This window comes from Sulfuritalea sp., from assembly GCF_031426875.1.
Classification (GTDB): Bacteria; Pseudomonadota; Gammaproteobacteria; order Burkholderiales; family Rhodocyclaceae; genus Sulfuritalea.
The window spans coordinates 35,083-47,672 of sequence record NZ_JASJPC010000029.1 but is presented as its reverse complement, the minus strand read 5'-3'; the positions used below and the strand labels follow the sequence as shown (position 1 = coordinate 47,672).

General features: G+C 66.2%; 13 protein-coding genes. 3 read left to right on the top strand and 10 right to left on the bottom strand.

The features are described 5' to 3' along the window. Positions 1-118 precede the first annotated feature (118 nt). The 6 genes from RMO95_RS14025 to RMO95_RS14000 all read right to left on the bottom strand — a co-directional run bounded on the left by RMO95_RS14025 (position 119) and on the right by RMO95_RS14000 (position 5,604). The gene (locus RMO95_RS14025; protein ID WP_310451260.1) at positions 119-490 is read right to left on the bottom strand and encodes a hypothetical protein; all 372 of its coding nucleotides are present in this window, start codon (positions 488-490) and stop codon (positions 119-121) included. Further along, positions 487-945 (bottom strand): hydrogenase maturation protease, encoded by a 459-nt coding sequence (locus tag RMO95_RS14020; RefSeq protein WP_310451259.1) that lies wholly within the window; start codon positions 943-945, stop codon positions 487-489. Before RMO95_RS14020 ends, RMO95_RS14025 begins: the two co-directional genes overlap by 4 nt. Further along, on the bottom strand, positions 942-2,438 hold the full coding sequence (locus RMO95_RS14015; RefSeq protein ID WP_310451258.1) for a Ni/Fe hydrogenase subunit alpha: 1,497 nt from the start codon (positions 2,436-2,438) through the stop codon (positions 942-944). The genes RMO95_RS14020 and RMO95_RS14015 overlap by 4 nt, the downstream gene beginning before the upstream one ends. A gap of 105 nt (positions 2,439-2,543) precedes the next feature. Next, positions 2,544-3,107 (bottom strand): NADP oxidoreductase, encoded by a 564-nt coding sequence (locus tag RMO95_RS14010; RefSeq protein WP_310451257.1) that lies wholly within the window; start codon positions 3,105-3,107, stop codon positions 2,544-2,546. Beyond that, positions 3,104-3,808, bottom strand: a complete 705-nt coding sequence (locus RMO95_RS14005; protein ID WP_310451256.1) for a 2Fe-2S iron-sulfur cluster-binding protein — start codon at positions 3,806-3,808, stop codon at positions 3,104-3,106. The genes RMO95_RS14010 and RMO95_RS14005 overlap by 4 nt, the downstream gene beginning before the upstream one ends. Continuing rightward, complete coding sequence (locus RMO95_RS14000; RefSeq protein WP_310451255.1) at positions 3,805-5,604, bottom strand: NADH-ubiquinone oxidoreductase-F iron-sulfur binding region domain-containing protein; 1,800 nt, start codon at positions 5,602-5,604, stop codon at positions 3,805-3,807. Before RMO95_RS14000 ends, RMO95_RS14005 begins: the two co-directional genes overlap by 4 nt. 250 nt (positions 5,605-5,854) lie before the next feature. Between RMO95_RS14000 and RMO95_RS13995 the strand changes: the two genes are divergently transcribed. The 3 genes from RMO95_RS13995 to RMO95_RS13985 all read left to right on the top strand — a co-directional run bounded on the left by RMO95_RS13995 (position 5,855) and on the right by RMO95_RS13985 (position 8,060). Next, a complete protein-coding gene (locus RMO95_RS13995; protein ID WP_310451254.1) occupies positions 5,855-6,766 on the top strand; it encodes a hypothetical protein in 912 nt (303 codons plus the stop codon). 11 nt (positions 6,767-6,777) lie between these two features. Continuing rightward, positions 6,778-7,260 carry a nickel-responsive transcriptional regulator NikR gene (gene nikR, locus RMO95_RS13990; RefSeq protein ID WP_310451253.1) on the top strand — a complete coding sequence of 161 codons (483 nt, stop codon included), beginning with the start codon at positions 6,778-6,780 and terminating at the stop codon, positions 7,258-7,260. A 167-nt stretch (positions 7,261-7,427) separates the two neighbouring features. Then, positions 7,428-8,060 carry a VOC family protein gene (locus tag RMO95_RS13985; RefSeq protein ID WP_310451252.1) on the top strand — a complete coding sequence of 211 codons (633 nt, stop codon included), beginning with the start codon at positions 7,428-7,430 and terminating at the stop codon, positions 8,058-8,060. Positions 8,061-8,067: 7 nt separating this feature from the next. On the opposite strand, the gene RMO95_RS13980 is transcribed toward RMO95_RS13985, so the two are convergent. From RMO95_RS13980 to RMO95_RS13965, 4 genes are all read right to left on the bottom strand, one after another. Beyond that, positions 8,068-8,889 carry a nickel transporter gene (locus RMO95_RS13980; RefSeq protein ID WP_310451251.1) on the bottom strand — a complete coding sequence of 274 codons (822 nt, stop codon included), beginning with the start codon at positions 8,887-8,889 and terminating at the stop codon, positions 8,068-8,070. Positions 8,890-9,063: 174 nt separating this feature from the next. After that, entirely contained in the window at positions 9,064-10,104 is a 1,041-nt protein-coding gene (locus RMO95_RS13975) for a hypothetical protein (RefSeq protein WP_310451250.1), read from the bottom strand. Then, positions 10,101-11,378 (bottom strand): DUF2201 family putative metallopeptidase, encoded by a 1,278-nt coding sequence (locus RMO95_RS13970; RefSeq protein WP_310451249.1) that lies wholly within the window; start codon positions 11,376-11,378, stop codon positions 10,101-10,103. The genes RMO95_RS13975 and RMO95_RS13970 overlap by 4 nt, the downstream gene beginning before the upstream one ends. Next, entirely contained in the window at positions 11,371-12,429 is a 1,059-nt protein-coding gene (locus RMO95_RS13965) for a MoxR family ATPase (RefSeq protein ID WP_310451248.1), read from the bottom strand. The genes RMO95_RS13970 and RMO95_RS13965 overlap by 8 nt, the downstream gene beginning before the upstream one ends. Between the last annotated feature and the right edge of the window lie 161 nt (positions 12,430-12,590).

Below are 12,590 nucleotides of genomic sequence, written 5' to 3'. Positions count from 1 at the left end.
ATGGAGGAACGTCGCGCGCTCACTGTCGGCTATCGAGCGAAATCTCCAGTGTCGGGTCATGGCCGAACTGAGACAACCTCCTGAGGCAGTTCCAGGCGCGCAATGCTCACACGGATTGTCAGAATCGGAAGAACGCCTTAGCGGATGTGACTTTGCCGGCGTTGAGCTTGAGGTCGCAGGTATGGCGGGACATGTTCGGGTCCGTGGTTACACGAAGCAATCCCTCCCGCTCAACGATCTCCAACCCGCTCCTGGCGGCAAGTTCCTTTGCCTCCGACATTGACTTGCCGATCAATTCCTGACTGCAGAAATCCTTAACGGCCTGGCCGCCAAATCGCACATAGGCAATGACAGCGATATAACTTCCAAGGCAGACAAGCGTTGCAAGCAACAACACCGCCCACAAGACCTTCTTTTTGCTGCGGCTGCCACCGGTGGCGGATTGCCCAGTTTTGTTGAGTGACGGATCGGATTCCGGCAACCCAGTCATGCGCAATCCATCCAGTCTGCGGCGAGTTGCAATGCCGCTTGCAGGGATTGTTGCGCGGCCGTGCTGAGGCCTTCGCCGAGTTCGAAGCGTTCGCCGCGGATTGCCAGCAGCCAGCAGGGCGGCGGCTCGCCGCCGTCGATGTCGGCGTAGACCTTGAGCACCGCCTGCGGGCTCATGGCGTGGGTGGTGAAGCTGGCGTCGCGCGCCGCCTTGATGCGGACCAGCGAGCAGGGCGCCAGCGCATCGACGCTGGCATCGACGAACAGTACACGGCGGCGGCCTTGCAGGTCGAGCGCGTGTTCCATCTGCAACTGGAAATCGGTCAGGCATTCGACCTCGCCCCATTCCGGTTGGCGCGCCGCGAGGGCGGTGAAATGCTCGACGAACAGCGGGCCCAGCGCGTCGTCGCCGCGGCTGGGATTGCCCCAGCCGAAGATCAGCGTCGGCGCAGTCAAGGCAGTTCGCGAGTCTCGCGCGTCAGGCCGCGGTGATCGCGCGTTGCCGCGTCGATCACCGTGCCGTCAGCGCCAACTATGGCGACTTCGAGCGGCATCTGCCCCAGCGCGTGGGTGGCGCAGGATAGGCAGGGGTCGAAGGCGCGGATCGCGATCTCGATGTGGTTGAGCAGGCCTTCGGTGATCTCGACGCCGTCGAGGTATTGCTTGGCCACTTCGCGCACCGCGGTGTTCATCGCCTGGTTGTTGTGCGTGGTGGAGACGATCAGGTTGGCGCGGATCACCAGGTCGTTCTCATCGACACGGTAGTGGTGGATCAGCGTGCCGCGCGGCGCCTCGATGACGCCGACGCCGCGTTCCTGGCGGGAGCCGGTCGCCATCAAATCGTGGCCCGTGATGTCGTCGTCGTGCAGCAGGTCCTTGATGTTTTCCGCCGCGTGCAGCATTTCGATCATGCGCGCCCAGTGGTAGCCCAGCGTCGCCCCGGTGACGCTGCCGCCGTCGTAGGCCATGAATTCCTGACGCTCCATGTCGGCCAGCGGGGTCGGGATGCTGTCGCATTGCGTGACGCGGGTCAGCGGCCCGACGCGGTAGGAGCCGTCTTCCGGACCGAGCGACTTGAAGAAGGGGAACTTCATGTAGGACCAGGGCTTGACGTCCTCGGCGATGACGTCCCAGTAGCGGCCGTAGTCGAAATGGTCGAACAGGGTCTTGCCCTCGACGTCGCGCGCGCGCAAGGCCCCGTGATACAGGTCCATGGCGCCGTCGGAGCGCACCAGGCACATGCCGGCCGAGCGGAAGCGGCCGAAGGCGTTGTATTCGGCCAGGTTCTGCTCGAACAACTGGCGGATCATGCCGACTGCATCACGGCTCCAGGCCACCATCTGGTAGATGTCCTTGAGCAGCGCGGCACGTTCCTCGGGCGAGAGCGATTTGTTCACGCCGCCGGGAACCGAGCCGGTGCCATGCACGCGCTTGCCGGCCGTCATGCGGATCACTTCCTGGCCGAACTTCCTGAGCAGCACGCCCTTCCTGGCGATTTCGGGATGCGCGGCGACGACGCCGACGATGTTGCGCTGGGCCAGGTCCGAGCCGAAGCCGAACAGCAGATCGGGCGAGGCGAGATGGAAGAAGTGCAGGGCGTGCGATTGCAGGATCTGGCCGTAGTGCATCAGGCGGCGCACCTTCTCGGCGGTCGGCGTCAACTGCTTGACGCCGAGCATCATGTCCAGCGCCTTCGATGCGGCGAGGTGGTGCGAGACCGGGCAGATGCCGCACAGGCGCTGCACCATGACCGGCACTTCCCAGTAGGGGCGGCCCTGGATGAACTTCTCGAAGCCGCGGAATTCGACGATGTGCAGGCGCACCTGGTGCACCTTGTTGTCGTCGTCGAGCAGGATCGTGACCTTGCCGTGGCCCTCGACCCGCGACACGGGATCGATGGCGACGCGGCGGAGTTTTTCGGGGGATAGTGCGGTTTCGAGTTCAGACATGGAATTTACCTCTAAGACTGTAGGAGCGAGCTTGCTCGCGAAAATGGCGTATCGCGAGCAAGCTCGCTCCTACGGGGAATCCACTATCTCGTGGTCAATTAAGGCTCAGTCATAGTGCAGCAGGCCGTGGCCGAGGGTCGGCGTGCGGCCGGCGAGCAGGTCGGTCAGCAGTTTCCAGATCGCGTCGGCCGGCGGCGGGCAGCCGGGCAGGAAGTAATCCACCTTCACGACCTCGTGGATCGGATGCACCTTGTTCAGCGGCAGCGGCAGTTCCGGATCGTTGGGGATGCCGCCGTGGGACGTCAGGTATTCGGTCTGGTACACCTCTTCGAGCACGTCGCGCAGGTCGAGATGATTGCGCTGCGCCGGCAGGCCGCCGTTGATCGCGCAGGCGCCGACGGCAACCAGGATCTTGCAGTGGCTGCGGAACTCGCGCAGCACGTGCACGTTCTCGGCGTTGCACAGGCCGCCTTCGATCAGGCCCAGATCGCAGGGGCCGCAGTGCTTGATGTCGGTCAGCGGCGAGCGGTCGAATTCGACCAGTTCGAGCAGCTTGAGGATGCGCTCGTCGATGTCGAGCAGCGACATGTGACAGCCGAAGCAGCCGGCCAGGCTGGTGGTGGCGACGCGGAGCTTTTTTACCGGAGCGGTGTTCATGGGCGCATTCATGGTGCCTTCTCCTTGACCTGCGCGCTGATCGGCGACTTGTCGTAGCGGCGTTCGCCGATTGGCACGGCGAAACCCTTGCGCTTCTCCAGGATCACGCCGACCGGGCAGATGCTGGCGGCGCGGTCGGTCAGCGCGAAATCGGTGTCGGCGAGCTTGCCGGATTCGCTGTTGATGTGGATGCGGCGGCCGAGGATGCCGCGCCCGCCCATGGCGAAGACGTGCTTGCCATCGACCTCGCGCGAGGCCGTGACGCAGAGGCTGCACATGATGCAGCGGTTGAAGTCGAGCAGCACGTCGGGATGCGAGGCATCGACCGGGCGGTCGGGATAGAACATGTCGAAGTGCGGCGACATCATCTTCAGTTCGTAGGCCGTGGCCTGCAGCGCGCAGTTGCCGCTTTTCTCGCAGGAAGGGCAGAAGTGGTTGCCTTCGACGAAGAACATCTGCAGCATCGTGCGGCGCTTGTCGTCGAGTTCGACCGTGCGGTTCTCGACTTCCATGCCGGGCTGGGCTTCCAGGGTGCAGGCCGAACCGAAGCGCCCATTGACCTTGACCGTGCATAACTTGCAGGAGCCGTGCGCCGCGAAATCCGGGTGCCAGCACAGATGGGGGATGTAGACGCCATGCTGGGTGGCCGCCTGCATCACGGTTTGTCCCTGGCGGAAGGGAATTTCTTCGCCGTCGAGCTGGAAGATGTTCATGCTTCGCCCCCATTCTGCAAATGCGCGGCGGCATCGTCGCGGCCGGTCATCTGGCGCGCCTGCGACAGGGCGGCGTCGAGATCGAAGGCCGGTTCGTAGTCGAGCGACTTGAGCCGGCGCTCGTAGGCGGGGCGGAACTTGTTCAGCGTGTCGAACACCGGGTTGCAGGCGGAATTGCCCAGTCCGCAGTGGCTGGCGCCCTGCATCAGGCGGTGCAGCTTGAACAGTTCGTCGATGTCATAGGGCGAGCCGTGGCTTTTCGCGATCTTGTCCATCATGTTCTTGACCAGCGTGGTGCCGACCCGGCAGGGGGTGCAGAAGCCGCAGGATTCGTGGGCGAAGAAGTGGGCGAAGTTGCGCGCCACTTCGAACATGTCGCGCGTCTCGTCGAAGATCATGAAGGCGCCGGCGGTGGGCAGGTCCTCGAAGGCGATCCTGCGGCCGAATTCGTCTTCGGCGACGCAGATACCCGACGGCCCTGAGATCTGCACCGCTTGCGAATCGGTGGCGCCGCAGTCGTCCAGCACCTGGCGCACGCTGACGCCGTAGGGATATTCGTAGATGCCGGGCCGTTCGCAATCGCCGCTGACCGAGAGCAGTTTGGTGCCGGTGGATTTTTCGGTGCCGTGCTGCGCATACCAGGCGCCGCCATGCGCGGCGATCAGGCAGGAGGCGGCCAGGGTCTCGACGTTATTCACCGTGGTCGGCTGGTCGAGATAACCATGGGTGACGGGGAAGGGTGGGCGAATGCGCGGCCGGCCCGGCTTGCCTTCCAGCGATTCGATCAGGGCCGATTCCTCGCCGCAGATGTAGGCGCCGGCGCCGAGGTGGATCTCGATGTCGAATTCGAAGTCGCTGCCGAGGATGTTCTTGCCCAGGAGGCCGGCCGCTCGCCGTGCCGCCAGCGCCAACTCCAGCGGCTCCAGCAGGTAGCGGTACTCGCCGCGCAGATAGAGCAGACCCTTTTTTGCGCCGACCACCAGGCCGGCGATGCTCATGCCCTCGAACACCAGGTCGGCGTAGGAGGTGAGCAGCACGCGGTCCTTGAAGGTGCCGGGCTCGCCTTCGTCGGCATTGCAGACTACGTAGTGCGCCGGATAGGCGCCGTTGCCGGGCGCGTTGCGGCAGGCTTCCCATTTGAGGCCGGTCGCAAAGCCGGCGCCGCCGCGGCCGCGCAGGCGCGCATCCTTGATCTCGGCCAGGGTCTGTTCCGCGCCGCGTTCCAGCGCGGCAGACAGCGCCTGGCCGGGAACGAGATCGTGCGCCAGCAGGATGTCGCGGCGGCGAATGTTGTCCTCGACCGCGAACCAGTCGGCCGGCCATTCGGCGACGGGAACTTCGCTGCGGATCAGGCCGACCATTTCGCCCAGGCGCGTCTGGCTCATGCCGGTGACGGCGCGGTAATTCACCAGCAGCGCAGGACCCTGGTCACCCATGCCGGTGCAGGAGGTGGTGTTCACGCTGACCAGGCCGTCTTCCGAGACGCGGCCGGGTTCCAGCCAGAGCTTCTTGCACATCGCGTCGATCAGCTCGCCGTTGCCCAGCATGCGGTCGGTGATGTTGTCCGACCAGAGCACGCAGTATTTCCCGCGCGGCCGGGTGTGGAAGAAGCTGTAGAAGGAGGCGGTGCCGCTGACCTCTGCGCGCGGCCAGCCGATCGCGGCGGCGATATGGGTCAGTGTGGCGGGGGCGAGCCAGCCCAGCTGTTCCTGGGTCTCGCGCAGGATCTGCACGAGCCGCGTACCGTCGCGGCGATGGCGTTCGAGGGCAGCGTCGATGGTGTCGGTGTCGGACATGGAAGAACCTCGGAGGAGATGCTGGGCGCATTGTTACTGCGATGCAGCATAGTTCAATTGTGTTACGGCAGCTTAACCTGCGTCAACTAAGGTCACGGCCACCCGTCGGCCACCCGTCGGCCACCCGTCGGCCCTTTGCGGCGAACTGCGCGAAGTAAAGGAATAGCAGAGTTTCGTCGGCGCGGCAGCTTTTTCAATGCTGCTCTGCTAGGATTTCGCCTCAAACGCCTCGGCCCGCCAAACCCCAGCCATGACTGACGACAGCCCCTTTGCCGCACTGGGCAACACCCGAGACACCGGCGAGGTGGAGGCGCAGGTGGGCGAGATCATCCTGGCCTTTGCGCCCGGACACGACTTGCAGCGCGTTGCCGATGCCTTCGCCCTGCTCGATCGGGCTTTCGACGGCGAGTTGCCGGGCTACCAGAAACTCAAGACCCTGTATCACAACCGTACCCATACCAACGAGGTGGTGCTGTGCACCGCACGCATGCTGCATGGCCTGCATCTGGCCGGCCAGGGACTCGATGCCGACCATATCGACGCCGCGCTGATCGGTGCCCTGATGCACGATGTCGGCTATCTGATGAGCGATGACGAGGCCAGCGGCACCGGCGCCCAATTCACCGATAGCCATGTCCTGCGCGGCGTTGAATTCACACGAACGCACCTGGTCTGGCTGCCTCCCGAGTTGCTGGAAGCCACGACGCGGGTGATCCTGCTCACCGACCACCGCAAGCACCCGGGCTGGGTCAAGTTCGACAACCTGCAGCAGCAGCGCGCCGCCTACGCCACGGCCACGGCCGACCTGATCGGCCAGATGGCCAATCGCGAATACCTCGAGCGCGTGCTGCTGCTCTATTTCGAATTCGAGGAGGCGCAGATGGGCGGCTTCGCCGACATCCACGACCTGCTGGAAAAGACCACAGCCTTCTATCGCATGACCAAGGGTCGGCTCGACCAGGATCTGATGGGGCTTTCGACCCACCTGGCCCAGCATTTCGGCCGGCAGACCGGAGCCCAGCGGAACTTCTACCAGGAATCGATAGAGCGCAATCTCGCCTACCTGGAGCAGGTCGTGAAGACCGAGCGCAAGCAGCGGCTGGACCGGCTCAAGCGCGGCGGTGTCGTCGAGAAGCTGCGCGGCATGAAGGACCGGAACTGAGAGGCGCTGAGATGGAACGCATCACGATTTCGCTCGATGCCGAGCTGGCCGCCGAATTCGACCGGCTGATTGCCGAACGCGGCTATCGCAACCGCTCCGAAGCGGTGCGCGATCTGCTGCGCGCGCAGCTTGAGGAGGCGCGGCAGAAGCGTGGCGAGACGACCAATTGCGTCGCCAACCTGTCCTACGTGTACAACCATCACGAGCGCGACCTGGCCGAGCGCTTGACCAGCTTGCAGCATGGACAACACGATCTGACCCTGGCCACCCTGCATGCCCATCTCGATCACGATAACTGCCTCGAAAGCGTGCTCCTGCGCGGGCCCACGGCCGCGGTACGCAGCTTTGCCGATGCGCTGATCGCCGAGCGCGGCGTGCGTCACGGCCAGCTCAACCTGATCGACGTCGAGGTCGATGCCGGGCGTGCCCACGGCCACGGCTACCGGCCCGCAGGCAGCGGCCATGGCCATGTGCACCTGAAGCCTAAAACCTAATGCAGTGCCTGGGGAACGGCTTTCCATCGTGGGGCTGACTCATCGTGGGGCGGACAGTAGGGCGGACTTCAGTCCGCCGATCCACCGCTGGCCGGCTAAAGCCGGCCCTACACCGCCAATCCACCGCTGGCCGGCTAAAGCCGGCCCTACAGGGGGTGTCCGCTAGCATGGTCGAACCCGATCATCTGGTTTTCGCCGCGCATGACCTCGATGGCGGCGCCGCCTGGCTGGAGCAGCACCTGGGCGTGGCTCTTTCGGCCGGCGGCCGGCACGCACGCATGGGCACGCACAATCGCCTGCTGGGTCTGGGCGATAACTTCTACCTCGAACTGATCGCCATCGACCCGACCGCGCCGCCGCCGGGACGGCCGCGCTGGTTCGCGCTCGACCGCTTGCCGGCGCAGGACCGTCCGCGCCTGATCCACTGGGCGGCGCGCAGCAATGACATTTCGCGCGATGCCGCCGCCAGTAGCGAAGACCTGGGCGAGATCCTGTCCATGGAGCGCGGCGACTACCGCTGGCACATCAGCGTGCCGGCCGACGGGCACCTGCCGGGCGACGGTCTGGTGCCGACGCTGATCCAGTGGGACGTGCCGTTTCATCCGGCGCAGCGTCTGCCCGATGCCGGCTGCCGCCTGATGAAGCTGGAAGGCTTCCATCCGCAGCCGCAGCGGATCAGGACGGCGCTGGCCAGCGTCGGCCTCGGTTCACGCCTGGACGTGCATGCTTGCGCCGCCGCAGAACCGGCGCAACTGGTGGCCTACTTGCGCACTGATCGAGGTCTGGTCGAACTCGACTGAAGCCGCCTCAGTTCGCCGTGCCCGCGCTCAGCCGCGTGTCGCGCGCCAGCCAGTTGCCGACCAGGAAACTGGCGCCGAGCAGGACGATGACTGCCGCGCCCACCAGCACTTCCTTGCCTTCGTACCATTGCGAAACGTCGGCGCGCAGCCAGCGCGCCAAGCCGAAACCGGCCACGGCAAAACTGATCGCGGCAACCATCAGGCCCATGACGCGCGAGGCGATGCGCGCACGGTGATCGGCGCGGCGCAGCAGGCGGGCGATCCAGAGCCCATTGGCGCCGTCCGCCAGCAGCATGCCGGCGGTGAAGGCCAGGCCCAGCATCAGGGTATGGGCGATGCCGCCATGCTGGGTGGCGGTGACGGCAAACAGCGCGGCCTGGCTCAGGGTATCGAAGGACAGCGCGAACAGCGCACCGACCGCGGCGATCGCCAGCGGATGCGAAGTGGCCTGCAGGCGGCGCAGCAGGCCGGCCTTGATGCCTACGGTGACCACCATCGCGTCGGCCGGCGCGGTCAGCACGGCGCGCAGGTTGAGCGTGCCGAGCAAGCAGAGGAAGCCGATCGAAATCCAGGTGCCGAGGTCTTCCATCCACGCCGGTACCTGCCAGGCGCTGGATGCCAGGCCGACGCCGAGCGCGATCAGCATGACCACGGCACCATGGCCGAGGGAAAACAGCGAACCGCACCAGCGCGCGCGCGCCGGGGCAAAACGCAGGTTATGGCGCGTCAGGCCGTCGATCGCGGCGAGGTGGTCGGCGTCGAGTCCGTGCTTGGCGCCGAGGATGAAAACCAGGGCGAGCAGGGCGATCCATTCGTTGAGGCTTTCCATCGGCGCTGACCTTTCCTTGGGGCGATATGAAGTTTAGTGAAAACTTCATACAAAATCCATGCCCGCCCGGTGGCGCGCTGAAAAGTGCTTGTGATCAACTGCCTGCGGAAATCTCGCGCTCGCGCGGTGGTTAGCGGCTATGCGCCGATCGCTCCCGGCTATCCGGTTCGGCCTTCATTGGGCGACTCCGCGCAGCACCCGGATGTGCCCGATGAGAGGCGCAAACAGCGGTTCGAGGTGGCGCCGCATCAGCGGTCCGATCGCGCTGGTGCGGGTCAGGATGGGCATCGCGGCCTCATTCGAGATGCGCGACAGGGCGGCCATGGCCTCGATTTCGCGACCCAGTTCTGCGGACAGGTCGGCCGGGATTTCGAGCTCGCGCAGCGGCGCGAAATAGTTGCCGAGGATGTCGAGCAGTAGATACACAGTCTCGTGCGTCGGCGGCTTGTCGAGGACCAGTTCGGCGGCTGCGAGGAAGCTCTGACCGCTCGACGCACGGCAGCGCACCAACTGCCGTGCCCAGGGATCCCCGGCCGCCGCGCGTGCCTGCAGTTGTGCCGGAATGGAGAGTTCCGCGCCGGCCGGCAGGGCATCGGGCCGATGCTCCAGAAAGCCGATGAAATAGTGCGGCCGGCGCCTGGCCTTGGCCCACAGTTGTTCGCTGGCCGCGGCGTCGAGCAGGCCGGCACCGATCACGGCGCGGATCGAGTTCATCGCCAGGACCGGGTCTTCCTCGAAGGGCAGATGCTCGATCAGGAAGCCCGCCAGCACCGGGCCCATCGCACCCGCGCGCACGGCGGCATGGCCAAGCATGTAGCGCGCTACCTCCATGGTCGGCAAGGCCCACCAGGCGCGGCGCGCCAGTTCGTCGCTGAGCGTCGGCGCCAGCGCCACGGCGGTCACCGCCTCGGGTTCGCCGAGCTTGAGCAGGGCGGCCAGATTCTTCGGGCTGGCGTGGCCCATGCGCGTCCAGCGCCGCAGATGCACCGGGTAGCCGCCGGGCGAATCGAGCGCATGGCCGCCGAGCAGTTCGCGCACGCGCATCACGTAAAGGTCGGCGCGGCAGTTGCGATGCAGGCTGATTTTCGCCTCGCCTTTGGGTGTCAGCGCGTGCAGGGTCATCGCGCCCTCGTCGATGCGCACGGCATGGAGTTCGCCGGCCAGCAGCACGTTGAGGCGCAGCGCGTCCTCGGGGGCCAGGTCTGCGGTTTTCAATTGAGCTGGATCCTCCGACCCCAGGGCACCGGCGCCTTGCCCTTGATCAGCCACAGCACCGGGTAGTAGGGCGCCAGCTTGGGGAACTCGGCTTCGCCGTCGGTGAAATACAGCAGTGCGTCGGGATGTGCGCCCTCGCGCTCCAGCCACTCGAACACCGGGGCGAAGGCGGTGCCGCCGCCGCCCGCGAACTTGCGCGGCAGGCGCAGTTCCTGCCAGGGCTCGCAGACCCAGGGTGCGTCGGGCGCCAGCGCCGCGTCGCAGGCCAGCAGCGTGATGCGCACCGGCAGCGTGCCCTTGATCGCGTTGAGTTCGCCGACGAACTGCGCCAGGTCGGTATCGCTGATCGAGCCCGAAGTGTCGAGCGCGACGAAAATGTCGCCGGCATGGCTGCGCAGGCTCGGCCAGAGCACATCGCTGGAAGACTCCCCGCTGCGCCGCGACGGCCGCAGCCAGCTGTAGTCGTCGCGCGCGGCCTGCGACAGGTATTGCGCCAGCGCGGCGCGCCACGACACCTGCGGCGCCAGCGCGGATTCGGCGAGCCGCGCCAGGTTGCCCGAAAGCTTGCCGGCTTCACGGGCGCGCTGTGCCGCCCCGGCCAGGTGGCGCTGCCACTGCTGCTGCAACTGCTCCTTTTCCCTGGCAGTGAGCGGCGGCGGGATGTCGTGAGGCGCGTCCACCGTATCGCCAGCGGCAACTCTTGGCGGCGTCTCACCATCTCCATCGGCGGGCGTGGCGGCCGCGCTGCCGGTGCCGCTGTCTTCATCGCCGTTCTGGTCCTCGTCCAGGCCGCCCCGGCCTCCCTCGTCGCCGTCCCAGACATGGTCGTCGAGGGTTTCCTGGTCGAGGCTGTCGTCGAGGCAGGGGTAGATCTCCTCGGCGGCCATGCCGCGATACACGGAGAGCACCTGCGAGCCCAGCGGCGGCTTGAGGCCTTCGTCGATCAACAGCGGGTTGATGGCGAAATCGCAGGCCAGGTCCCAGGTGCGCTGGACGCGGTGGCCGCGCCGGGCGAAATGGCCGAGCGCGCAATGCAAGGCCTCATGGGCCAGGGCGAACTGCAGTTCGGCGCTGCTCAGCGAGCCTATCCATTGCGGGTTGAAGTACAGCTTGCGCGCGTCGGTGGCCGTGGTGCGGCACCAGGGGCCGGCCGCGACCAGCGGCAGGCGCAGCACCAGTGCGCCGAGAAAGGGTTTGTCGAGGATCAGTTTCGCTCGCGCCGACGCAAGCTTGGCCGCGGCGCCGGCGGCCGGCGTGGCCGCCACCTCACTCATAGAGCATGACGTCGGCCACCGCGTTGGCCCAGCCGGCGAACTGCGGCACCGCGAAGAGTTTCGAGCCGATGCCGCGATGCATGTCGGACACCAGCATCACACCCATTTCCCGCAGCGGCATGCGCTGCGCATAGTCGAGGATGTTGCCCCAGACCTGCGGCGCCTGCGGCGTGCCCTTGGCGCGCAGGGCGCGGCCCGCCAGCGCGGCGGCCACCGCATATTGCAGGTCGATTTCGGCCGGCACCGCGGCGTCGCGGCCCTCGACGATGGCGTCGAGGTCCGGCAGGCGGTCGAGGCTCTCGATCCAGGCCGCGCATTCGACTCCGGCGGCATGGCCGACGCAGGCCGCCAGCGCGCCGGCGAGCATTTCCGGATGGTCGCCGAACTTCTTCAGCGCGCGATGGGCGAACTCCCAGGAACGCGGACTGGGGAAGGCCATTTCGCCGGCCAGGGTGCGCGCCGGATCGAAATTGAAAATCAGCTCGGGCTTGAAGCGCAGGAAGCCGACCAGCCGCTCGTCGATGCCGTTGGCGTAGGCCCAGAGGGCCCAGTCGTCGAGGTTGACCTCGACCTCGAAGTGCGAGAAGCGGTTGGCCAACGGCGCCGGCATGGCGTAAGTGACGCCGCGGTCGCCCTGGCGGTTGCCGGCGGCGAAGATCGCCCAGCCGTCGGGAATGCGATAGTCGCCGAGGCGCCGGTCGAGGATCAACTGATAGGCGGCCGCAGCCACGGCGGGCGGCGCCGAGGTGATCTCGTCGAGGAACAGCACGCCGCGTGGGCCGTGGCGCTCGGCATTGGGCAGCAGGGCCGGCACCGCCCACTCGACCGTGTCGCCGACGCGGAAGGGGATGCCGCGCAGGTCCGAGGGCTCCATCTGCGACAGGCGGATGTCGATCACCGGGGCCGCATTGCGCGCGGCGACCTGGGCCACGATCTGCGACTTGCCGACGCCGGGCGGGCCCCAGAGCATGACCGGCGTGTGGTGGCCATCGGCGGTGCTGAGGAATTCGCGTTCGAGGACGAAAGTGAGTTGGGCGGGGCGCATGGGCATGGTCGGGTGTCGGTTGGCGGTCGGGAAGGCCGGCGCTACAGCCAGGAAGAATGCTGCCGCAGGCGATATCTAATTTGTCGGATAGCCTAAACGAAATTCCTGCCGATCCATCAAAAACATATTTTTATCAATGAGTTGAAAAAAGTAATCAGGGATTGACG

Excerpts from the sequence above, each read along its gene's own strand:
- RMO95_RS14010 (WP_310451257.1), bottom strand. The coding sequence starts at position 3,107 with ATGAATGCGCCCATGAACACCGCTCCGGTAAAAAAGCTCCGCGTCGCC.
- RMO95_RS13980 (WP_310451251.1), bottom strand. The coding sequence starts at position 8,889 with ATGGAAAGCCTCAACGAATGGATCGCCCTGCTCGCCCTGGTTTTCATC.
- RMO95_RS13965 (WP_310451248.1), bottom strand. The coding sequence starts at position 12,429 with ATGCCCATGCGCCCCGCCCAACTCACTTTCGTCCTCGAACGCGAATTC.
- nikR (WP_310451253.1), top strand. The coding sequence starts at position 6,778 with ATGGAACGCATCACGATTTCGCTCGATGCCGAGCTGGCCGCCGAATTC.
- RMO95_RS14025 (WP_310451260.1), bottom strand. The coding sequence starts at position 490 with ATGACTGGGTTGCCGGAATCCGATCCGTCACTCAACAAAACTGGGCAA.
- RMO95_RS14000 (WP_310451255.1), bottom strand. The coding sequence starts at position 5,604 with ATGTCCGACACCGACACCATCGACGCTGCCCTCGAACGCCATCGCCGC.
- RMO95_RS14015 (WP_310451258.1), bottom strand. The coding sequence starts at position 2,438 with ATGTCTGAACTCGAAACCGCACTATCCCCCGAAAAACTCCGCCGCGTC.
- RMO95_RS13995 (WP_310451254.1), top strand. The coding sequence starts at position 5,855 with ATGACTGACGACAGCCCCTTTGCCGCACTGGGCAACACCCGAGACACC.
- RMO95_RS13970 (WP_310451249.1), bottom strand. The coding sequence starts at position 11,378 with ATGAGTGAGGTGGCGGCCACGCCGGCCGCCGGCGCCGCGGCCAAGCTT.
- RMO95_RS13985 (WP_310451252.1), top strand. The coding sequence starts at position 7,428 with ATGGTCGAACCCGATCATCTGGTTTTCGCCGCGCATGACCTCGATGGC.
- RMO95_RS14005 (WP_310451256.1), bottom strand. The coding sequence starts at position 3,808 with ATGAACATCTTCCAGCTCGACGGCGAAGAAATTCCCTTCCGCCAGGGA.